This window comes from uncultured Shewanella sp. (assembly GCF_947501225.1).
GTDB lineage: Bacteria > Pseudomonadota > Gammaproteobacteria > Enterobacterales > Shewanellaceae > Shewanella.
In genome coordinates this window covers 18,346-39,993 of the sequence record NZ_CANMUW010000013.1, presented here as the reverse complement: position 1 = coordinate 39,993, position 21,648 = coordinate 18,346, and the positions used below count along the sequence as shown (strand labels likewise).

The following is a 21,648-nucleotide window of genomic DNA, read 5'->3' as shown; positions in this document are numbered from 1 at the left end:
TTAATGTCATTAAGGGACTAACTTTGGCCTTGGAGATGATGTGGTTAATAAGACTACTATAAAATAACACGGAGATGAGATGGTGAGAAATTTAACTAAAAAATCCTTTGCATTAAGTGCATTGGTTGCAGCAAGTTTAATGACTTCCGGTGTGATGGCTAGCGATAAGACTGAGCCACGTAGTGAAGTATATAAAGATAAGTTCTCTAAGCAATATAACAGCTGGCATGATACGGCAGAAAGCAAAGAGGTTATCGATGCTTTAGAAGCCGATCCAAATCTGGTTATCCTGTGGGCTGGTTATGGCTTCGCAAAAGATTATAACAAGGCACGTGGTCACATGTATGCTGTGACTGACGTACGTAACACCTTACGTACCGGCGCTCCTAAGTCTGCAGAAGATGGTCCGATGCCAATGGCATGTTGGTCTTGTAAGAGCCCGGATGTACCACGTGTAATCGAAGAGCAGGGTGAAGATGGTTACTTCACTGGTAAGTGGTACAAAGGCGGTGCTGAAATCGTTAATACCATTGGCTGTGCTGACTGTCACGAGAAGGGTAAGTCTAAGCTACGTCTCTCTCGTCCATTCGCTGCGCGCGGTATGGAAGCTATCGGCACACCATTTGATAAAGCGTCTCGTAAAGATAAGCAATCTATGGTCTGTGGCCAGTGTCACGTAGAGTACTACTTCGAGAAGACCAAAGATAAGAAAGGTTTCGTTAAGTTCCCATGGGATCAAGGCACTACCGTTGAAGCGATGGAAGCCTACTATGATAACCTGGAGTTCAAAGATTGGACTCATAAGGTATCTAAGACACCAATGCTGAAAGCACAACACCCAGGTTATGAAACTTGGCAGCTGGGTATGCACGGTAAGAACAACGTAAGTTGTACTGACTGTCACATGCCTAAGGTTAAGAATGCTGAAGGCCGTAAGTTTACCGATCACAAAGTGGGTAACCCATTCGATCGTTTCGAAGAGACTTGTGGTACTTGTCATGAGCAGAGCAAAGAGTTCATGGTTAACCTGACTAAAGAGCGTCAAGCTAAGGTTAAAGAGATCCAGCTTAAAGCTGAGAACCAGCTTGTTAAGGCTCACTTCGAAGCCGGTGCTGCTTGGAAAGCCGGCGCTACCGAAGCTGAAATGAAGCCAATTCTTACTGATATCCGTCACGCTCAATGGCGTTGGGATTATGCAATTGCCTCTCATGGTGTTGCAGCTCACGCTCCGGATGAGGCGCTACGTGTATTAGGTACTGCGGTAGATAAAGCTGCCGACGCTCGCGTTAAGCTGGCTCAGTTACTTGCTAAGAAAGGCGTGAAGCAGCCAATCGTTCTTCCTGATATCTCTACTAAGGCTAAAGCACAAGCGGCTCTAGGTATGGACATGAAGAAGATGAATGCTGATAAGGCTGACTTCAAGAAGAACACTCTTCCTAAGTGGGATGCTGAAGCTAAGAAGCGCGAAGCAACTTACTAAGTGAGTTAGCTCTGAATAGAGCGATATAAAAAACCTGCATAGCAAAAGCCCTCGTCAGATGACGAGGGCTTTTTTATTTGCCTGGTGCAGAGCCGATCGCTATTTTATCAATTTGAGCAGTTGCTTGAACCTCTCTCCCGTAGCCTCATGCTGTAACTCGAACAGTAAAGACTCCATATTGGTAATATGTGCCCCTCGCTCTTGCATCATCTCAATACCGATACGCTTATTCTCGGCAGTTCTGGAGGAGACAGCATCGACGACAATGTGCGGTTCGAAACCGTTTTTCACCAGGTCCAGGCAGGTTTGATAGACACAGATGTGGGCCTCAATACCAACTAAAATGATCTGCTTTCGCTTTGATTGTTGCAACTGTTCTCTGAAATCGTGGCAGTTCCAGCCGCTGAAGTGTTGCTTGCTGATGGGGGAGCAGGTTTTGATTAGCTCTTCACTTAACATCGGACTTGTCTTGCCGAGCTTTTGAGGCAGTTGCTCTAACCATAAGGTTGGGATCTCGAAAAGCCTCAACCCTTGTATGAGTTTGAGCACCGTTTGATGTAACGCCTCGCTCTGTTCCATGATACCGGCCAGTCCCCCCTGAATATCGACGACTACCAATACGCACTCTTCGGGTTTTAGCATAGATCTCTCCCTCTCATTTATCAGTGAACTCATCATACCTTTACTTCAGTGTCCGCCTATTGTCTTTTGGTCTAATTAATCATGTTATTCATCAGTCGCGCTATCTTTGTGCATAAGGTGAATAGGCGCACTTTTTTGGTGCATAAATACCCATTTTAAAACTATCGTTATTTATTAACCTATTGAAAATATAGGTTTTGCTAAGTTGGCTCGATGATTGAACAGTTATTTGTAGAAGTCTTAGATACTTAAACTGAATCAAATGGGAGGTCGGTATGAAACTGGTCAGCGCAATCATTAAGCCATTTAAGTTGGATGATGTTCGTGAAGCCATCGCCGGAGTAGGGATAGAGGGGATGACGGTAACAGAGGTAAAAGGTTTCGGTCGTCAGAAAGGACATACCGAGCTGTATAGGGGCGCCGAGTATCAGGTGGACTTCCTGCCCAAAGTCAGGCTCGACATAGCAACCAGAGCCGAAAATCTTGAGCTGCTAATAGAGTCTATTATCGGTGCGGCGCGTACCGGAAAGATTGGCGACGGCAAGATTTTCGTCACCGATCTCGAGCAGGCTATCCGTATTCGTACGGGTGAGTCTGATAGCGAAGCACTTTAAAGGAGAAGCGTGATGGAAGATTTAGTTAAATTAGGGGCGACGGTTACAGAGTTACGGTTTGCCTTAGATACCTTTTACTTTTTAATCTCGGGCGCATTAGTGATGTGGATGGCTGCCGGTTTTGCCATGCTCGAAGCCGGGCTTGTCAGATCTAAGAATACGACGGAGATCTTAACTAAGAATGTCTGTCTATACTCTATTGCCTGCGTGATGTATTTGATTCTGGGCTATAACATCATGTATGTCGATAACGGTGAAGGGGGCTGGTTACCCTCCATAGGTACCCTTATAGGTAGTCAGGCGAGTGATGCCGATCATGCACTCGAATCCGATTTTTTCTTTCAGGTCGTCTTTGTCGCCACGGCGATGTCAATCGTCTCTGGTGCCGTTGCCGAGCGGATGAAGCTGTGGTCATTTCTGGCATTCTCTGTTGCTATGACGGCTTTCATCTATCCGGTAGAAGGTTATTGGACCTGGGGGGGAGGTTTTCTCTCTCAAGCGGGTTTTGTCGATTTTGCCGGAAGCGGAATTGTGCATATGGCGGGGGCTGCTGCGGCTATCGCTGGTGTGATCCTGTTGGGAGCCCGCAGGGGGAAGTATGGTCCCAATGGTCAGGTTAACCCTATTCCGGGCTCAAATTTGCCTATGGCTACCTTAGGTATGTTTATTCTTTGGATGGGCTGGTTCGGGTTTAACGGTGGGTCACAACTGCTTGTATCTGACGCCGAGAATGCAACGGCTGTCGCTAAGATATTTCTCAATACTAACTCCGCTGCGGCTTTTGGTGCGGTATCGGCGTTAGTTGTGTGTAAGTTGGTTTGGGGGAAGGCTGATCTGACAATGATTCTTAATGGTGCATTAGCCGGGCTCGTCGCTATCACAGCGGATCCATTATCACCCTCTATCTCCTTTGCAGGAGTCATCGGCCTTGCTGCTGGTGGGCTGGTTATCTTCTCTATTGTCCTGTTAGACAGGATAAAAATTGACGACCCGGTAGGCGCTATCTCTGTTCATGGTGTTGCAGGTTTGTTTGGTTTGCTTTTGGTTCCATTTTCAAATAGCGACGCCACGATATTGACACAACTGCTGGGTGCCGGTGTTATCTTCGTATGGGTATTTGCAGTCTCATTTGCCGTCTGGTACCTGTTAAAGCTGACTGTTGGGATACGTGTCAGCGAGGAGGAGGAGTACAAGGGGATGGATGCGTCAGATTGTGGTATCGATGCATACCCTGAATTTGTGTCGGTGAAAAGCGCGCGATAGCAGCTCACTCTCGGTGAGTAAAAACAGGGCTTATTGCCCTGTTTTTTTGTATGATGAACCAAGAGGGTGTTTTCTGTACAGCGTTGTGGTTGGGAGTAGGAGAGATGTTTGGTTTAGCGAAGCAAAAGTTTTTCATGCTAATTTTAATCGCGACAGTCTTGTTCGGCGCTTCGCTAAGCGTTGAGGCCGGGCAGGTTGTTGTGCGCAAATCCAGTGAGCCTTTCGATGCCTTTGCTGTAAGGGATCAGGTATTGCGTGATCATGAGTGGCAGGAGCTATTGAGGATGCAGCGGCAGCTCAATATTTTGCAGTCGTTGCCAATAGGTTGTGTGCCTCTGGTACGCCCCTATCCCTACTATTCCTGCGGGCGAAACTTCTACAGGCCTTATCGATATCATAATCAAGAGTTGTATATTCAGATCGACCCGATCGACCCGATCGACCCGATCGACACTGATGTTGTGCCATTAGACAGATAATCTTTCAGGTTAATGAGAAAAAATGGTGAGCCTGTTAATGTTTTGTAACCTTTGACGGTTGCTTATTCTTTGCTCAATGTCATAAGCTACTGTTAAGGTCTTGCAGTTTCTAGGTTGGGTTCCAATGGGAAAATTCCTTACATTCATCGGCTTGTTTCTTCTACTCCTGCTACAGGGGTGCAGCTCTACTTCGACTCGTACCAGAGTCAGTGATATCGAATACTATTTTTATGATCAACACTTTGAAGATGTTGCCTCTCTGCCTCGTCCCGATGAGCTTTTCTCTTTGCCAGCCGAAGCGATCAGTGAACTGCGGCGGGAGCTGATGCGGGATAAGGTACAGCGTTCGAAGAGTGTGACGGCTAACGAGTGGCTGGCTAAATATATCAATGCCGAAGAGGGCGCTTTTCAATATCGTGACAACATGACAAGAGTTCCCAGTGAAACCTTCAGTGAGAGGGCTGGTAACTGCCTCTCTTTGGTGTTGTTGACCTCTGCATTGGCCGATGTGCTTAAAGTAGAGGTGGAGTTCCAGGAGATTGAAGTTCCGCCCGTTTGGGATAAGCAGGGTGACTTCTATCTTGTTAACGGTCATATCAACCTGCGCTTGCTTCCTCCCCAAAGCACAGACACAGTACATGTGATGAAGCGGGCGATTCAGGTCGACTTTCTACCTGAAAGAGCCGTACGTGGTTATGGAAAGAAACAGATCAGTAAGCAAACTGTGATCGCCATGTTCTACAACAATGTCGCCGCCGAGTCTCTGGTTATGGGAGAATACGATAAAGCCTATGGTTTATTAAAAATGGGGTTACAGCAGAAGCCCGATTTCGTACCTGCGTTGAACACCCTTGCAGTGCTATACCGTTACAAAGGCTTAAACCGGGAGGCCGAAACTCTCTATAAGCTGGCGTTAGATGTGAGTCCTAACGATATGAACGCCTTGTATAACTATGCGGTAATGCTGGGAGATCAGAATCGGTTAGAGGAGTGGGCGCTGGTTCATAAAAAGCTCGAGCTGGAGCGGATAGGTAACCCATATTACTACTATGATATGGCGCAACAGGCCTATTTCGATAAGGAGTACCAAGATGCACTCCTGTGGTATAAGCGTGCCGTGGCTAAGGCTGACTATCGTCATGAGTTTTACTTCGGCCTGTCGAGAGCCTACTGGAAAACCGGTGATGAGAGGCGTGCTCAGCAGAACATGAAAAAGGCCTTGAGTCTCACTCATGATGAAAATAATAAATTACGATATCAGGCTAAGCTACATGCCATGAAGAGCCACTGATAGTTCCTCATATCCTCCTCTTTTTTATCTTTTACCGGGTAGGGCTGGTTGCAAAATTCGTATTTGAAGGCAAACAAAGCCCTGCCGTTTGCTGCCTCCATGTTGCCCTCGGGTCGACCACCGAGGGCTATCACTCTTTCATGCTGGCAATGTGTATGGACCGATAACAATAGGTTTAGAAATTTACACCTTTTTGAGTCTTGTTTGCTCATTAGCTATTTAATTTCAGGGAATAATGGGATAAACAGAGGCATATTTTAAATTTAACTTATAACGCGCTATGATTTACTCGTTATTTATCAGTTTGTTATATCTTATTTTTGTTGATTGCTTATATCTTGATTGCATTGTCATTGAATACTGGATAAATTGAACTTAGTAGCGCTGTTGAGAGAACCTTGTTTAAACGTTAGCCGGAGTAGATTAAATACTATGTATTACCAAAATGATGATGTTCGAATTAATAAGATTAAAGAGTTATTGCCACCTATCGCTATTCTTGAGCGATTTCCGGTGTCAGAGAACGCATCGGCTACGGTTTTTAATGCGCGTGAAAGCATACATCAGATCCTGAGGAAAAATGACGATCGTCTTCTGGTCGTGGTTGGTCCATGTTCAATTCATGATCCTAAAGCTGCCCTGGAGTATGGCAATAAGCTCGTTAAATTACGCGAACAATATAAAGATCAGCTAGAGATTGTGATGCGTGTTTATTTTGAAAAGCCCCGTACTACGGTTGGTTGGAAAGGGCTGATCAATGATCCCTACATGGATAGCAGCTTCAAGCTGAACGATGGTTTGAGAACGGCTCGTAAATTGCTGTTGGATCTAAATGATATCGGCATCCCTACGGCGGGTGAGTTTCTCGATATGATCACTCCTCAATATGTTGCCGACCTCATGTGTTGGGGAGCTATTGGGGCGAGAACGACAGAGTCTCAGGTGCACCGTGAACTGGCCTCAGGATTATCCTGTCCGGTCGGATTTAAAAACGGCACCGACGGAACGATTAAAGTTGCTATCGATGCCATAGGTGCAGCGAGTGCTCCGCACCATTTTCTTTCGGTGACTAAATATGGTCACTCGGCGATTGTGGAGACAAAGGGCAACCCTGATTGCCACATCATTCTTCGTGGAGGAAAGGAGCCTAACTACAGCGCGGAACATGTTGCCGACATCGCAGGACAACTGGATAAGGCCGGCTTAGATCTCAATATTATGATCGATTTTAGCCATGCAAACAGTTCTAAACAGTTTAAGCGTCAAATGTTGGTAGGTGAAGATGTGGCCTCTCAATTAGTCGGCGGTAACCACTCTGTCTTTGGTGTGATGATCGAAAGTAACTTAATCGAAGGCCGACAAGATTATGTCGAAGGCGAACCACTTCGTTACGGTCAGAGCATCACCGATGCATGTATCGGCTGGGATGATACCGAAAGCATCATGGAAACACTTTCTCAGAGTGTAAAGGCTCGCAGAGTTGCAAAATAGAAGAGAGTTAATCTCTCTCGATGGTAAAGGTCGTAAAAAGGAGGCGTAAGCCTCCTTTTTTAGTTAAAACGCTTACCCTGAATTTAAATCGTGTAGTATTAACGTGTTACGTCGTTTTTAATTCCTTTTATTTCGCAGCTCTACCTGAGCTATATATATTTATAGGGGGAGTTAAGCGACAAAAAGCGAGCTTATAGGGCTCGCCTTTGAAGATCTGAAATCAGAGAATTAGATTAGTTATTTTACATAACACCTTAAGGTGAGTGTGTAATCCTCTGAATAATATGGGTTATACTTGAATAAGCCGATTAGTCCTGATTATGGTTAACCAGATATTCATTGGCTTTTGCAAGGCTGCCAAACGAAGCTATCAGATTATTTTGACCTTTTTGTTGAATATCGCTATCACCAGATTGGGTCATCATCCATATCCAGGTTTGGATGAGAGGCAGTGGCGGATATTGAGGTTTTGATGAATCCAGCATGTAAGTTTCCTTTAATAGCTTATTAAGGGTGAGATTGGCGTCCCTTACCTTATTCGCCCGAATGATTTCTATACCTCACCTTTTACGGTGCCGTCGGTATTAAAAAATGACTTAGGTGCAGATCAAAAGAATATCAAATTCTTTTCTTATGTATAACAAGAATTGCTTTTAGTCGGCATATTTACAAAAAAAAATGTGTTTTCTAGTGCTTTTGGATGTTTGCTTTGGGTTTTGTGTCAGTCTAAAGTGCTATTTTGGGTGTAGGTAAGCTTATCTCTGTCATCATTGTCGAAAGTCTCTATTGTTTCTAAAGATAGAGCTGCACCCAATGACTAAATTTTTATAAATGGAACTTTCATGCGCCCCTCACTCTATTTTGATGGACCGATAGATAAACTAAATTGGCAAGTGCTTAAGCTCCTCTGGCCATACCTTTTTGAGTTCAAATTGAGAGTCGGTCTGGCACTGTTTTGTCTGGTGATTGCCAAGGTCGCCAGCGTTTCTCTGCCATTTGTTCTGAAGTCTCTGGTTGATACCTTAAGCTCTGCGTCGACCGAGCAGATGATAAGTGTGCCGGTAGCCCTGGTTATCGCTTATGGTGCGTTGCGTCTGCTTAATACGGTGATCTCCGAGGTCAGAGATACCCTCTTTGGAAGAGTAACAGAACGGGCAATAAGACGTCTGGGTCTATCGGTTTTTGAGCATCTTCACCGATTAGATTTAGCGTTTCACCTGGAGCGAAGGACCGGCGGCTTATCCAGAGACATAGAGAGAGGCACCAGCGGTATCAACTTCTTGATGCGGTTCATGGTTTTCAATATTGTGCCGACCATTCTGGAGATAGCATTAGTCGTTGGGATCCTCTTTTATAACTATGGACTGGCCTTTGCTGCGATAACTTTGGCGTCGGTTGCCGCATATGGCGTCTTTTCGATTTTTGCGACAGAGTGGAGAACCGAGTTTGTACGTGAAGCGGCCAAGGCTGACTCCCGTTCTAACTCGCGTGCCATCGATAGTTTGCTTAACTATGAGACGGTTAAATATTTCAATAATGAAGCCTATGAAGCGGAGCGTTACGATCGTGCTTTATCCGATTGGGAAGATGCAAAACGGAAAAACCGTCTGTCTCTGTTTGCGCTCAATGCCGGTCAAGCCTTGATTATCTCTATTGCTATGACCTCGATGTTGGCGCTCGCGGCCTATCATGTAGTCGATAACACCATGACCATAGGTGACTTCGTTTTGATCAATGCGTTTATGATGCAGCTTTTTATACCCCTGAACTTTTTAGGGTTCGTCTACCGTGAAATTCGCGGGGCGCTGGCCAATATCGAACGCATGTTCGGCCTGCTGGATCGGGTTCCGTTAATCGAAGATAAGACCGGAGCCAAAGATACCAGGCTTTCGCTCGGTGGGCTGAAGTTTGACAAGGTTAGTTTCAGTTACGATACCAGGCCAATTCTGAATAGTGTCAGCTTCTCAATTTTGCCGGGCCAAAAGGTTGCCATCGTAGGCGATAGTGGTGCAGGCAAGTCGACCATAGTTAAGTTGCTGTTTCGCTTCTATGAGATCTCTTCCGGCAGCATCACTCTGGATGGCATCAACATTGAAGATCTCACCCAGGACGCACTGAGGCAGTCAATAGCCATTGTTCCTCAGGATACGGTTCTGTTTAATGAGTCATTGCTGGAGAATATCCGCTATGGACGCCCCCAGGCGAGTGATGAGGATATAGCCTCAGCGGTTAAGATGGCTCACCTCTCGAACTTTATCGAATCACTACCCGATGGTTGGCATACAAAAGTGGGGGAGAGAGGCTTAAAGCTGTCCGGTGGAGAGAAACAGCGTGTTGCCATTGCCAGGGCCATTCTCAAGGGCTCGCCACTACTTGTTTTTGATGAGGCAACCTCATCACTGGATAGTCAATCTGAGCAGGCAATTTTAAATGCATTGAAAGAGGTGGCTAAGGGGCATACCAGTTTGGTCATCGCCCACCGCCTTTCAACTATAGTCGATGCGGATCAAATCCTTGTGTTGAGTAAAGGTGAAGTGGTTGAGACCGGAGATCACCTTTCGCTCTTAGCTAATAATGGGTTATATGCGAAGCTGTGGAATATTCAAAATCAAGAACCTTACAGAACTGGCTTATAGTCAACCGACAGTTCAGCATAGGTTCAGCTTACGTTCGTATACTGCTAATTATTAACCAATAACGACTATGGCGAGATAACAGTGATGAAGAATATTCCTTTACAAGTCAATCTGGAAGGTCAAACAAGCTGCGTAGATACGGATTGGTTAGCCATTATGGCGACCCTGAAGAAGCGTGGATTACAGCAAGATGAGTTGATGAGTGTATATGTCGAGTTATCATCGGGAATGAGAGTCACAACCCGTGGTCTCAGCTTAGCAAAGATTAATCCGACTCTTGAGCTTCAGGGGATTATTCGAGAAACCACATTTTCGGCTAATGACTATGCCGGTATGTTGAGGGCTTAATTCTGCAAGTGTGGTTGATACTCTGTGTCGTGCCGATATCTAAATTGATGCCGGCACCCGCTCCATTGAGGAGCCTTGCACTATTTTACCGGTAATTTTCCCCGCCAGCCATCGCATGACAAACTCAACTTTGATGGCTCCTCATCCATTCGATGAAGCCTGATGATTCTGCCTTGTCGAAAGCAAACCGTTTCACCCTCGATTACGGTTAGACGTTCGCAGTTTTGACAGCTCAATGAACGTTTCTTCGTTGACGGTATTTGGCTTACGTATCCTGGTACCAATTCAAACTCCTCCGTGTGCCTCTCTGTAACCAGATTTAGCGGTTATCTGATTAGTAGAGTTTGAACCATAAAAAAGCAAAGGTCTAGCATATATTTTTGCTGTTTTCCTTGATTTGGTGCATGGTTGGTCGGCTTATCTGTTTTTTATTTCTCTTGATGAGGCCGGAGTTCCCATAGTAAAAGCCAAGACTTAAACATATTGAATGTGATGGATAGAGGCTCACCGTTGGCCGAAATTAGTGTGCTTTAACTTAACCTTACTGTCCGAAGATAACGAAAGAATAAACATATTCGAGTATTCATCTTCATCTATTCCGTCGATTTCCGGGCCTCCCAAGGCCGAGATAATCAGAGGGATGGTGTTGGAGTGACCAGCAACTAATACATTACCGCTTTGAGAGCGGATAGATTGTACGGTTGCTTCTATATGCGCCATTACCCCCTCCTTTATCTCAATAATATTTACGGGGAGGGCCCTGTTTTCACTGATCGGTGCGAGTGTTTCTTGGGTGCGCTTAAATGGAGTGGCTATTAAACCGCTAAGCTGAGTTGTTTTGAGTGTAGAGAGCAGTTCTTCGGCCCTGAGTTTGCCCTCGGGACTTAAGCTTGGGTCTTTGGAGAGGGATGGTATTTTTTCGGCATGCCTGACTAATATCACAATCTTGTCTCCTGACGGGATCAGAGGCTGGATGATCTCAGTGGCGTGTAGCCAGTTAGGCAGCAGTGTTAAAAGGGTAAGCGTTAGTGCTATTAATCTGGGCATTATGTTCATATTCGGTCGAGGGAAGGTGGTAAAGATAGCTAATTGAAGAGGAATAAAACAGAAAATTTCATGATTAAACCCTAAAGTAGTTCAAAAAGTAGCCGATAATAGTTAGGTGGTAATCTATATCTTTGAGAGGCTGTAATGGAAATTCGTAATCATGGCGCAGAGGTGTCGCAGGTCGCACGCAATAAAACTGAGTCAACAGAGAATCATGGTAAAACAGTATCTGAAGTTGCAAAAAACAAAACAGCTTACTCGACAAGTAAACAACTGATGAATACCGCAATAATTTCGGCTCAACAGGAGGTCAACCTGAGCTCAACCAATGAGCCTATGGTGCTGCTATATCGGGCCGCCATAGAGGCAATTAATGAAGAGCTGGCCCCTACCATGGGTGAGAATGCGATTCAGAATGCCTATGATAGTGGTGTCGACACATCTCCGGAAGCGACAGCAGAAAGAATTGTCAGCTTTGCTACACAATTTTTTCCTCTGCATCAGGAGCAGAATTCAGATATGAACTTCGATGAGCAGTTGAGCTCATTTATGGATATTATCGGTGGTGCTATCGATCAGGGCTTTGACGAAGCCAAGGATATATTATCCAGTCTTCAGGTTTTGGAGGGAGATATTGAGGCCGGTGTGGAGCAGACCTATGCATTGGTCCAGGAAGGCCTGGCAGCATTTAAGGACAGCTTTAACAGTGGCGATGATACCGAAGCATAATGCTGATGCACATATTCTTTAAAGCCTCATTCATGAGGCTTTTTTTTATCTCTAATTTATGTTCGGCTGCATGGTCTGTTTGGTTTAATCTAAAATGACAGAACTCCTACCTCGTTGAGGTCAGGTACAGAGGCTGGAGTAATGAGGAGCCGTTACCGGAAGTGACTACACCACACATGCTCCACCTAACTTTCATGGATAACGATTGAAGGCCAACAACTCGCTGCATAAACAAGCATGAAAGGTCAACAGGCTCTAGCCACACTATAGCGTTTATGTTAAAGATAAATGGTATATGGTCGTAAACGGGAGCTCTGAATGTGGACTGAGGGTGAAGTCATTGAGCGAATTGATTGGAATGACAAGCTTTTTTCATTAAAAATAAAAGCGGATATTGAACCTTTCATCGCGGGCCAATTTATTAAGCTGAGTCGGATTATCGATGATAAACGTATCGGCAGAGCCTACTCTATCGTTAATCCGCCGGGAGGGGATTATATCGAGGTGCTTGCCGTAGCTGTCGCCGATGGAATTTTGTCCCCGAATCTGCAACAGCTTAAGGTCGGCGATACAATCGATGTATCGACTAAAGCGGCTGGATTTATGACACTAGCCGAGATCCCCGCTGCGCCGGTAGAGGGAAGGCAGCTCTGGTTAATGGCAACCGGAACTGCAGTGGGGCCATTTATCTCTATGCTGGATACGCTCGAACCCTGGCAAAGGTTTGAGAGTGTGGCTTTAGTATATGGGGTCAGAGAGGGGAAAGATCTGGCGTATCTCGAAAAGCTGGAGCAGATGAAGCTACAGCACCCGCAGCAATTTAAGCTACTGCTTTCGGTGACTCGTGAGGCGTTTCCGGGGGCCAGTAACAGCCGTATCTCTAAGGGCCTGGAGTCCGGTGAAATTGAAAGAGATGCCGGTATCACCATTAGCCCCGATAAATCTCAAGTCATGTTGTGCGGTAACCCTGATATGGTTCGTGATGTGAACGAGATACTGTTAAACATAGGGCTGGCCAAAAATCTTCGCCGTGCTCCCGGTCAGATCACGGTTGAGAGATATTGGTAAGCAATGTTCAATGCTTCGATAATACCATTCTTTTTCAAAGGATTGATAAAATGAAACTTTTCTATTCTGACACCTCTCCCTATGCCCGTTGTGTTCGGGTCGTTATTCGCTATCTGGAGATAGAAGGTATCAAAGAGTTAAAAACAGATCCCTTCGAAAACAGTGAGGCTCTGTTACAAGCCAATCCATTAGGCAAGATTCCATGTCTGCAGCTCGGAGATGGTTCAGCAATCCATGACAGTGAAGTCATTTTACGTTTCATCGATTCAGAATTTGGCCGCAGCAAGTTGTTTGGAGGCACAGCTCATGATTGGGTCAATGAGAGTCAGTTCTCCTTGATAAAAGGTTTGTTAGACAGTGCGGTGGCATTGAGGCAGGAGTCAGTACGTGAGGAGGGAAAGCGCTCTGTGTTTTGGAGCTCAAGACACGAACAAGCCCTGCTGAGAGGGCTAAAGCAGCTTGAACGGTCGGGGATCATCTCCAGACCTAAGCTTGTCATCCAGCAGTTTAGTTTAGCCTGTTTGCTGGAGTATTTAGACTTCAGGCATCCGGATCTTAGCTGGAGGAAGCTGGCTCCGGCACTTTCTAACTGGCTGCCTGATTTTGCTGCACATCCGGCGATGTCGGCTACCAGACCCCGTTAACCGCCCTTAAAAGACCTGCGGCTTGAGAGCTGATTTTGTATCACCTTGACCCGCCTCTTGTTACCGGAACGGACAAGATGTGGTTAACATTTCTGCCGATACAGCTTGCTCATTTTTAATGGATTTATTATTCTTACTGCGACTGATAATAATTATCATTAACCAACTTAAATATATCAGGTTGTGAGGGAGATGTGTAAATGAAGATTGCAAGAAGTCTGACCGTACTTGGATTGGTTTGCTTAGCTTCCGCTGCAAATGCGGCTGATAGATTAACGGTATACTCATACCGCCAAGCATTCTTGATCGATCCAATCCTGGAAAACTTCACTAAGGAAACCGGTATCGACGTCGATGTTGTCTTTTCTAAGAAGGGCATTGCGGAGCGAATGGTTCGCGAAGGACGATTGTCACCTGCCGATATCGTTCTGACATCTGACTTCTCGCGTTTGATGGAGTTGGTTGATAAAGAGTTAGTGGTGCCTGCATCGAGTGAAGTGCTGAAAAATAATATCCCTGCCAAGTTCCGCTCCCCTGATGATGACTGGTATTCGCTGACGATGAGAGTCAGAAATGTTTATTCATCGAAGGAGAGACTAGGTAAGCTTGCTTTGGACTATGAGGATCTTGCAGATCCTAAATATATGGGCAAGATCTGTACCCGCAGCGGAAAACACCCATACAATATTTCGCTGGTTGCTTCTATGATTGCTCACCATGGTGAAGCTAAAACACGAAGCTGGCTGGAGGGGGTCAAAGCCAACCTGGCCCGTAAACCTCAGGGGAATGACCGTGCTCAGGTTAAAGCGGTAAAAGAGGGGTTATGTGATATCGCCATAGGTAATAGTTATTACCTGGGTAAAATGCTGAATGATCCAAAGCAGGTGCCATGGGCTGAGTCTGTAGAGATCAACTTCCCGAATCAGGATAATCGTGGTTCTCATATCAATGTATCGGGAATGGCATTAGCCAAGTACTCACCTAATAAAGAGAGTGCCATGAAGTTGATGGAGTATCTTTCCGGTGATGAGGCTCAAAAAGCCTACGCAGAAGTTAACTATGAGTACCCGGTTAAGGCGGATGTTAAACCTTCAAAGTTAGTTTCATCATGGGGAGAGTTTAAAGCCGACAAGCTTCCTATCTTCAAACTTGCTGAGCATCATCAAGCAGCGGTTAAATTGCTGGATCAGGTTAAATTCGATCTTTAACCCCGACTTTTGCTCCTTAATAACAGCCTTCCTTTCGGAGGCTGTTTTATTTTGTGAGCCGGGTAAACATTTTCGAATTATAATCATTCTTATTTAAGTTTGAGTTTAGGTTGATGTTAGATAATTGGATCTTAAATAATACTCTATAGTAAAAGTATCGAACCCGGCATACTGTATATGTTCCTTGATTTTATTTCAGCCGTCCGGTGGCTCTGAATTGGTAACACATTTAGTGAAATTGGTATAATCATGATTTTAGGTTTATCAAGAAGTTGGTCCGTGAGTGGTTACCTGATCGCTGCAGTCATCACATTACCGCTCATCGCCATTATCGCTCAGGCGTTGGTGCCGGATGAAGCGGTATTCGGTCATCTGCTTGAGACTGTTTTGCCTACCTATATTGTCAATACGCTGTTATTGATGTTTTGGGTCTGTCTTGGTTCACTTCTCATTGCTACTCCTGCTGCCTGGTTGGTGGCTAAGTGTGACTTTCCCGGACGAAACATATTTCAATGGGCCCTGTTGCTGCCACTGGCGATGCCCGCCTATGTGGTTGCCTATGTCTATACCGATCTTCTGGATTATGCGGGACCAATACAGGGGGTGTTGCGTGAGCTGTTTAACTGGCAATCGCCGCTGGATTACTACTTTCCTGAGGTGAGAAGCTTGGGCGGGGCATCTCTGATGCTCTCTTTGGTTCTGTTTCCCTACATCTATCTACTTGCACGAACCACATTTATGGAGCAGTCATCGAGTCTGCAACATGCCAGTCGAGTCATGGGCTGTGGCCCCTGGCGGAGCTTTTGGCGCCTGAGTCTGCCAATGGCCAGGCCGGCGCTGGCTGTCGGTGTGGCACTGGTGGCCATGGAGACCGCCGCCGATTTTGCGACGGTAAGTTATTTTGCCGTGCCGACTCTGACTACGGCCGTTTATGATACCTGGCTTGAGTACGGAAGCTTATCTGCGGCGGCAAAACTCTCCGCGATTATGTTGCTTGTGGTTTTTTCCATGATAGGGTTCGAGCGGTTTGCACGCAGAAAACAGCAACTGTTTCAAAAACAAACCGGCGTAAATCAAGAGCAGCGATATCGGCTTAAAGGGGGGGAGGCGTATCTGGCCGGTGGCTACTGTTGGTTACTGCTTCTCTTCTCCTTTTTGTTGCCGTTTATGATCTTGCTTTACTATGCCTGGGGCTATTTCGAACAGAGTTGGAGCAGTGATTTTTGGGAATATAGCCTCAATAGCCTGTATATCGCGGCTATCGTCAGTGTTATTGCCGTTTTTGTCGGCGTGCTTTTGATGTTCATTCGCAGGATCAGTCCCAGAAAGGCGGACCTGCTGCCTTCGCGCTTCTCATCGACCGGCTACGCTCTGCCTGGAACCGTTTTGGCAATCGGTATTCTGGTCCCGCTTACCTATCTTGATTTTGCTGTAAACGATCTTTACGAGTATCTGGGACATAGGGGGCCCGGTCTCATATTTACCGGAAGTGTATTTGTGCTTATTTTCGCTTTTTGTATACGGTTTTCCGCTATTGCCATCGGTAGCGTGGAAAGTAGCTATAAGCGTATCTCTCCCTCGCTGGATATGGCGGCGATAACTATGGGGTTGAAGCCAGCCGCACTGTTATGGCGTGTCCATCTTCCCCTGTTGAGAAGGGGAATTTTTGCCGGATTACTACTGGTATTTATAGAGTGTATGAAAGAGTTGCCCGCAGCCTTGCTACTAAGGCCTGTTGGATTTGAGAACCTGGCTACCTATGTTTTTCAATTTGTTTCAGATGAACAACTTGAACATGGGGCATTGGCCGCTATTGTCATAGTATTGGTAGGTTTAGTTCCGCTTATCTACCTCAACCGCTCTTTGGAGCAGGAAAGCTAGTCGGCCTGAGTTTGCCGATATATTGAGCTCACAGCCACTTTAAGCTGTGCTCTCATCACTTAACTTAACGGCTCTTTGAGTAAGTAAACGATTATGTCGACATTAAGTATTAACGGTGTTCATAGTGATTATCAGGGACAGCAGGTCTTAAAGGGACTTGACTTAACCCTTGGTAAGGGGGAGATTGCCGCGCTCCTCGGTCCCAGTGGATGTGGTAAAACCACGCTGCTGAGGGCTATTGCCGGACTGCAACCCATCACTCAGGGGGAGATATGTATTAATGGTCAAGTATTATCGGGCCCGGATTGGTTCGAACCCAGTGAGCAACGCGGTATCGGCATGATTTTTCAGGACTACGCCCTGTTTCCGCACCTGAATGTTGCAGATAATATCTTATTCGGTGTTAAAGATGCGAATAAAGCGCAGAGACAGGCAAGACTCGATGAGATGCTGGCCCTGGTTAAGCTCGATGGATTATCACAGCGTTATCCTCATGAGCTTTCAGGTGGTCAGCAGCAACGGGTCTCTATTGCAAGAGCTCTGGCTTATGAACCTGAGCTGCTGTTGCTCGATGAACCCTTTTCTAATATCGATGCTAAGGTTCGTGGTGAGATGATGTTGGAGATACGGGCAATCTTAAAACAGCGCAATGTCAGTGCCATCTTCGTGACGCACAGCAAGGATGAGGCATTCGTTTTTGCCGATAAGCTTGCGCTGTTCAAAGACGGGTATATTGCTCAATATGGCACGGCTGAGGAGCTATATACATCGCCTAAGGACCGATATGTGGCAGACTTCTTAGGGAGTGGCAACTATATTCCGGCATCGGTTAAGGACGCCTTCAGTGTCGAGACCCCTCTGGGAGAACTGGTGAGTACCCATGAACTCACTCATCCTGTGAGTTATCAGGGGGAGATATTGCTAAGACCTCAGCAGCTTGAAATAACGGCGGATGAACAGGGAGCCGGTGTGATAGTCGAGCGCCGCTTTTTGGGAAATATCTGTCATTATCAGGTGCAGGTAGCGCAGCACTTTTATGAGGTTAAGACTCAAATCAGTCAATTGGCTCTTGGACAGAAAGTGGATCTTCATGCACAGGCTCACTCTTTAGTCGTATTTTGATTTATGAGGGCCCTTAGTATGCTAGTTTAGTTAGCTACTGCAACAGGATGGTAAAAAGCGATAGTAACAATCGGTTTTATAACTATTTAATATCGTTCAAAAGAGTCAAATAAAGCGCCTAATTGTGCGTAAGTTAATACCAATAAGAGCTAAAGTTATGGATAATGAAGCCGAATATCAATAAGTGAAAAGGTAAATATATAGATGGATAATCAGGTTATGCCTCGTGAACAGTTGGGTGTGTGTGCAGAAGGGAATTTACACAGTGTGTATTTGATGTTCAACGCCAATGAAGGTGTAGAGTCTCAGTTACGCCCGTGTATAGCCAACGTGGCTCAATATATTTATGAGCTTACCGATCAATATGCAGACAGTGCATTCAATGGCTTCGTAGCCATAGGTGCTAATTACTGGGATGCAATATATCCATCAGCCAGACCATCATCATTAAAACCTTTTCCTGCGATGAATGCAGATACCCGTGATGCGCCAGCTCTGGAATATGATCTTTTTGTACAAATTCGTTGCGACCGTTTCGATATCCTTCATCTGGTTGCTAATGAAGTTTGTCAGATGTTTGAAGGTCTGGTTGAGCTTGTCGATGAAGAGCGTGGTTTCCGGTTCATGGATAACCGGGACCTGACCGGTTTTGTCGATGGTACTGAGAACCCCAAAGGGCGTAACCGTCAGGAGGTCGCATTGGTGGGAGCCGAAGATGCGACATTTAAGGCCGGCAGTTATATCCATGTGCAGAAGTTTGCCCATAACTTGAGTAAGTGGAATCGTTTACCGCACAAGAAGCAAGAGGATATTATCGGTCGCACTAAACAAGATAATATCGAGTACGCATCGGATGATAAACCCTTGACCAGTCATATCAAGCGAGTGAATCTGAAAGACGCCGATGGTAAGTCTATGGAGATCTTAAGACAGAGCATGCCTTATGGTTCGATGAAAGAGCAAGGTTTGATGTTTATCTCTACCTGTCGCAACTCGGTTAATTTTGAGCAGATGTTAAAGAGCATGGTCCACGGTGATGGCCATGGCAACCATGATCATCTGTTGCACTTCACCCAGGCATTAACCGGTTCCTCCTTCTTCGCTCCTTCGCTGGACTTCATGGAGAGTCAGGCAGGCGAGTAGCCTTGAACGGTTGAGACTGAAATAAGAACGCACTCGGGAGAGTGCGTTTTTTTATATCAAAAACAGGCTCTGGTCGATTGCTTATTTTTCGGTGTCCGGGTCCCAGTAGTTGGTCGGGCGTCTTGCATAGATTTCATCGACAGCCCTGACCAAAACCTTATTGTTGTCCGGGTAGATGACAACATCGTGTTTATCCCTGTTACCGATCACTATGAAGGTAAACTCTTGGTCTGAATCGTTTCGTAGTGTATGAGCGACAGCGGTATCTGCATTGAAACAGATATAATCTCCCTGTCTGAAAGCGTGTGGCTCGCCATCTATGAGTAGTGTGGCTTCACCCTGAAGGGCGTATAGGTGCTCCTCCTCTTTGGTATGGTAATGTGCTACCGTCGATATCTTTCCCGGTGCGAGGCGCTCCATGGTCACACCTATCTTCTCGCAACCTGCGGCATCTCCTATATGTTTTTGTTGACTGGTATATTGAGCTGAGTGTTGCCAGGATTCCCAGCATATATCATCGACTTTAATTATTTTGGTTGTTGTCATAAGGCATCCTTAACTTTTGGCTGCAGCATTCGAGCTTCTAATCTCTCATGAAAGCAGGCGTGACTCAATGTATTGGATACAATATAAAAGGTGTGAGAGGTAAAAAAAGAGACGCGATGCGCCTCTTGAAAGGGGGGGGCCGTTGGGTGCCTCTATCAGCACCCGGCGAACAGAACTTAGTTAGTCATTAAAGTTAAACAGTGACTTTACCGTCTCCAACGTCTTGTCTATCTCTTGAATATTCGATGGCGTAATGAAGATAGTATCATCGCCGGCAATTGTCCCCAGAATGCCCTCTGGTTTGCCTATAGAATCCAGCAGTCGCGCGATAAGCTGAGCCGCGCCCGGGCTGGTTCTTACGACTATCATGGCCTGGTTGTGATCGACATCTAAGACTAAGTTCTTGAGCGGACTGCCGGCGGTGGGGACACCAAGCTCAGCCGGAAGGCAGTAAACCATCTCCTGTTTAGCGTTGCGAGTACGCACTGCACCGAACTTGCTCAGCATTCTCGAGACTTTCGATTGATTGATATTCCCGTATCCTTCGGCCTGAAGGGCGAGGACAATTTCACTCTGAGAACCAAACCGCTCCTCTTTGAGAATTGCCTTAAAGGTCTTAACAAGTTCGTCCTGAGTTTTATTTGCTTGCATAATTTTATTGTTCTTTATTCAAAAATCATTGTTATGTTGCATATTATTGGCTTTTTTGTCAACAAATACCCGAGTTCAATGAATAAAAATTCAAGCTTGATTGTAAGGCGCCGCTTGATAGTAAGCTGAAAGCTTACATAGCCAACGCACATTGGAGAGGGCGGAGAGCCAGAGTCACCCAAGCGGGAATAATTATTCCTTTTTGCTGGCGATTTATTGCTCAGTTTTGACGGGGTTTCCGATTAAGGGTAAAAATTTGATATAACCAAGACTAAGGGATAATTGAATTTTTATTGTGATTGCAGTAATGTTGCGGCATTGAGAGATATAGATCGACATCACAAATATCCAAGAAATGACGGAGATAACTATGAAAGTTGCTGTACTTGGTGCCGCTGGCGGTATTGGCCAGGCTCTTGCCCTACTATTAAAAACTCAATTGCCTGCAGGTTCAAAATTGTCCCTTTATGATATTGCTCCTGTAACACCTGGTGTTGCGGTTGATCTTAGTCATATTCCGACAGATGTGGAAGTTAAAGGTTTCGCCGGCGAAGATCCAACCCCGGCATTGGATGGTGCTGACGTTGTATTGATCTCTGCCGGTGTCGCTCGTAAGCCCGGTATGGATCGCTCAGATCTTTTCAATATTAACGCCGGTATTGTCCGAAACCTTGTCGAAAAGTGTGCTGCAGCATGCCCTAAGGCACTTATCGGAATCATCACTAACCCGGTTAACACAACCGTGGCTATCGCTGCTGAGGTTTTAAAAGCTGCAGGTGTATACGATAAGAATCGTCTTTTCGGAGTGACTACTCTGGATGTTATTCGTTCTGAAACCTTTATTGCCGAAGCTAAAGGCTTGAATGTTGATGATGTTAAGATCAATGTTATCGGTGGCCACAGTGGCGTGACTATCCTTCCTCTGCTTTCTCAGGTTCAAGGTGCAAGCTTCAGCGATGAAGAGATCGCTGCATTGACTACCCGTATCCAGAATGCCGGTACTGAAGTGGTAGAAGCCAAAGCCGGTGGCGGAAGCGCGACTCTCTCTATGGGGCAGGCTGCGTGTCGCTTCGGCATGTCCCTTGTACGTGGCCTTCAAGGTGAAGAGAATGTGGTTGAGTGTGCCTATGTCGACGGTGGCAGTGAGCATGCAGATTTCTTCGCTCAGCCGGTTCTGCTTGGTAAAAATGGTGTGGAGTCGGTACTTGCTTACGGTGAAGTCAGCGAGTTTGAGGCCAATGCTCGTGATGCTATGCTCGATACACTTAATGCCGACATCAAGCTGGGTGTCGAGTTCGTTAAGTAATAACTGTACAAGTAAATAAAAAAGGAGCCTCAGGGCTCCTTTTTTATTTCACCGAAACG

22 protein-coding genes are annotated in these 21,648 nt (G+C 45.8%); 16 read left to right on the top strand and 6 right to left on the bottom strand.

Going from position 1 to position 21,648, the window contains the following annotated elements; translation table 11 throughout:
* The first annotated feature begins 79 nt into the window (after positions 1–79).
* Positions 80–1,480 carry an ammonia-forming nitrite reductase cytochrome c552 subunit gene (gene nrfA / locus Q1B47_RS16655; protein WP_299795969.1) on the top strand — a complete coding sequence of 467 codons (1,401 nt, stop codon included), beginning with the start codon at positions 80–82 and terminating at the stop codon, positions 1,478–1,480.
* 99 nt (positions 1,481–1,579) lie between these two features.
* On the opposite strand, the gene Q1B47_RS16650 is transcribed toward nrfA, so the two are convergent.
* Positions 1,580–2,122: a hydrolase gene (locus Q1B47_RS16650; RefSeq protein ID WP_299795968.1), complete on the bottom strand. Its 543-nt coding sequence runs from the start codon at positions 2,120–2,122 to the stop codon at positions 1,580–1,582.
* 275 nt (positions 2,123–2,397) lie between these two features.
* Between Q1B47_RS16650 and Q1B47_RS16645 the strand changes: the two genes are divergently transcribed.
* The 5 genes from Q1B47_RS16645 (at position 2,398) to aroG (ending at position 7,260) form a co-directional block, all read left to right on the top strand.
* A complete protein-coding gene (locus tag Q1B47_RS16645) occupies positions 2,398–2,736 on the top strand; it encodes a P-II family nitrogen regulator (RefSeq protein WP_299795966.1) in 339 nt (112 codons plus the stop codon).
* A 12-nt stretch (positions 2,737–2,748) separates the two neighbouring features.
* The gene (locus Q1B47_RS16640; protein ID WP_299795964.1) at positions 2,749–3,999 is read left to right on the top strand and encodes an ammonium transporter; all 1,251 of its coding nucleotides are present in this window, start codon (positions 2,749–2,751) and stop codon (positions 3,997–3,999) included.
* Between the two features lie 134 nt (positions 4,000–4,133).
* Positions 4,134–4,478, top strand: coding sequence for a hypothetical protein (locus Q1B47_RS16635; protein WP_299796193.1), 345 nt, complete (start codon positions 4,134–4,136; stop codon positions 4,476–4,478).
* Positions 4,479–4,602: 124 nt separating this feature from the next.
* Complete coding sequence (locus Q1B47_RS16630) at positions 4,603–5,769, top strand: hypothetical protein (RefSeq protein ID WP_299795962.1); 1,167 nt, start codon at positions 4,603–4,605, stop codon at positions 5,767–5,769.
* 432 nt (positions 5,770–6,201) lie between these two features.
* Complete coding sequence (gene aroG, locus Q1B47_RS16625) at positions 6,202–7,260, top strand: 3-deoxy-7-phosphoheptulonate synthase AroG (protein ID WP_299795960.1); 1,059 nt, start codon at positions 6,202–6,204, stop codon at positions 7,258–7,260.
* 308 nt (positions 7,261–7,568) lie between these two features.
* Here aroG and Q1B47_RS16620 read toward each other — a convergent pair whose 3' ends face one another.
* Positions 7,569–7,745, bottom strand: a complete 177-nt coding sequence (locus Q1B47_RS16620; RefSeq protein ID WP_299795958.1) for a hypothetical protein — start codon at positions 7,743–7,745, stop codon at positions 7,569–7,571.
* Between the two features lie 357 nt (positions 7,746–8,102).
* On the opposite strand from Q1B47_RS16620, the gene Q1B47_RS16615 reads away from it, so the two are divergent.
* Positions 8,103–9,896 (top strand): ABC transporter ATP-binding protein/permease, encoded by a 1,794-nt coding sequence (locus Q1B47_RS16615; protein WP_299795956.1) that lies wholly within the window; start codon positions 8,103–8,105, stop codon positions 9,894–9,896.
* Between the two features lie 84 nt (positions 9,897–9,980).
* Positions 9,981–10,244 (top strand): hypothetical protein, encoded by a 264-nt coding sequence (locus Q1B47_RS16610; RefSeq protein ID WP_299795954.1) that lies wholly within the window; start codon positions 9,981–9,983, stop codon positions 10,242–10,244.
* A gap of 80 nt (positions 10,245–10,324) precedes the next feature.
* On the opposite strand, the gene Q1B47_RS16605 is transcribed toward Q1B47_RS16610, so the two are convergent.
* Together Q1B47_RS16605 and Q1B47_RS16600 are read right to left on the bottom strand one after the other, a co-directional pair.
* Positions 10,325–10,528: a hypothetical protein gene (locus Q1B47_RS16605; RefSeq protein ID WP_299795952.1), complete on the bottom strand. Its 204-nt coding sequence runs from the start codon at positions 10,526–10,528 to the stop codon at positions 10,325–10,327.
* A 220-nt stretch (positions 10,529–10,748) separates the two neighbouring features.
* Positions 10,749–11,291 carry a histidine phosphatase family protein gene (locus Q1B47_RS16600; RefSeq protein ID WP_299795950.1) on the bottom strand — a complete coding sequence of 181 codons (543 nt, stop codon included), beginning with the start codon at positions 11,289–11,291 and terminating at the stop codon, positions 10,749–10,751.
* Positions 11,292–11,435: 144 nt separating this feature from the next.
* Between Q1B47_RS16600 and Q1B47_RS16595 the strand changes: the two genes are divergently transcribed.
* The 7 genes from Q1B47_RS16595 (at position 11,436) to Q1B47_RS16565 (ending at position 19,086) form a co-directional block, all read left to right on the top strand.
* Complete coding sequence (locus Q1B47_RS16595) at positions 11,436–12,020, top strand: DUF5610 domain-containing protein (RefSeq protein ID WP_299795947.1); 585 nt, start codon at positions 11,436–11,438, stop codon at positions 12,018–12,020.
* A gap of 318 nt (positions 12,021–12,338) precedes the next feature.
* On the top strand, positions 12,339–13,088 hold the full coding sequence (locus tag Q1B47_RS16590; protein WP_299795944.1) for a ferredoxin--NADP reductase: 750 nt from the start codon (positions 12,339–12,341) through the stop codon (positions 13,086–13,088).
* 50 nt (positions 13,089–13,138) lie between these two features.
* The gene (locus tag Q1B47_RS16585) at positions 13,139–13,732 is read left to right on the top strand and encodes a glutathione S-transferase N-terminal domain-containing protein (RefSeq protein WP_299795941.1); all 594 of its coding nucleotides are present in this window, start codon (positions 13,139–13,141) and stop codon (positions 13,730–13,732) included.
* 200 nt (positions 13,733–13,932) lie between these two features.
* Positions 13,933–14,940, top strand: a complete 1,008-nt coding sequence (locus tag Q1B47_RS16580) for a Fe(3+) ABC transporter substrate-binding protein (RefSeq protein WP_299795938.1) — start codon at positions 13,933–13,935, stop codon at positions 14,938–14,940.
* Positions 14,941–15,189: 249 nt separating this feature from the next.
* Positions 15,190–16,821, top strand: a complete 1,632-nt coding sequence (locus Q1B47_RS16575; RefSeq protein ID WP_299795935.1) for an iron ABC transporter permease — start codon at positions 15,190–15,192, stop codon at positions 16,819–16,821.
* Between the two features lie 90 nt (positions 16,822–16,911).
* Positions 16,912–17,943: an ABC transporter ATP-binding protein gene (locus Q1B47_RS16570; protein WP_299796190.1), complete on the top strand. Its 1,032-nt coding sequence runs from the start codon at positions 16,912–16,914 to the stop codon at positions 17,941–17,943.
* A gap of 204 nt (positions 17,944–18,147) precedes the next feature.
* Positions 18,148–19,086, top strand: a complete 939-nt coding sequence (locus Q1B47_RS16565; protein WP_299795932.1) for a Dyp-type peroxidase — start codon at positions 18,148–18,150, stop codon at positions 19,084–19,086.
* An 81-nt stretch (positions 19,087–19,167) separates the two neighbouring features.
* On the opposite strand, the gene Q1B47_RS16560 is transcribed toward Q1B47_RS16565, so the two are convergent.
* Together Q1B47_RS16560 and argR are read right to left on the bottom strand one after the other, a co-directional pair.
* The gene (locus Q1B47_RS16560) at positions 19,168–19,632 is read right to left on the bottom strand and encodes a cupin domain-containing protein (RefSeq protein WP_299795929.1); all 465 of its coding nucleotides are present in this window, start codon (positions 19,630–19,632) and stop codon (positions 19,168–19,170) included.
* Between the two features lie 180 nt (positions 19,633–19,812).
* Positions 19,813–20,283: a transcriptional regulator ArgR gene (gene argR / locus Q1B47_RS16555; protein ID WP_299795926.1), complete on the bottom strand. Its 471-nt coding sequence runs from the start codon at positions 20,281–20,283 to the stop codon at positions 19,813–19,815.
* A gap of 370 nt (positions 20,284–20,653) precedes the next feature.
* Between argR and mdh the strand changes: the two genes are divergently transcribed.
* Entirely contained in the window at positions 20,654–21,589 is a 936-nt protein-coding gene (gene mdh / locus Q1B47_RS16550; protein WP_299795923.1) for a malate dehydrogenase, read from the top strand.
* Positions 21,590–21,648 lie beyond the last annotated feature (59 nt).